This is a genomic window from Pseudomonas sp. 2822-15, from assembly GCF_002742515.1.
Classification (GTDB): domain Bacteria; phylum Pseudomonadota; class Gammaproteobacteria; order Pseudomonadales; family Pseudomonadaceae; genus Aquipseudomonas; species Aquipseudomonas salomonii.
In genome coordinates this window covers 1-229 of record NZ_LJRY01000065.1, presented here as the reverse complement: position 1 = coordinate 229, position 229 = coordinate 1, and the positions used below count along the sequence as shown (strand labels likewise).

Here is a 229-nt window from a genome sequence, read left to right as displayed (position 1 = left end):
CTCCTCTTTTTTGAGCAGCGATATTGGACTCACCACCCTCCCAAGAAAAACTATTATCTTCCCATACTTTTTTTATTGTATTATTTAAATCCTTAGTTGGAAACGCTGATAATATCCTTTCTTTAAAATCATCTATTAAAGTAACATCTGTATCTAAATAACTAGCAATTTCTTCCACCGTTTGAACTGCTCTTTTATATGGACTTGACAGAACAATGTCTATGTCTTC

General features: G+C 32.8%; 1 protein-coding gene. It reads right to left on the bottom strand.

Going from position 1 to position 229, the window contains the following annotated elements; all coding sequences use genetic code 11:
- The coding region (locus tag AOA59_RS00330) for a histidine phosphatase family protein (protein WP_143522722.1) at positions 1 to 229 on the bottom strand (229 nt) is incomplete at both ends.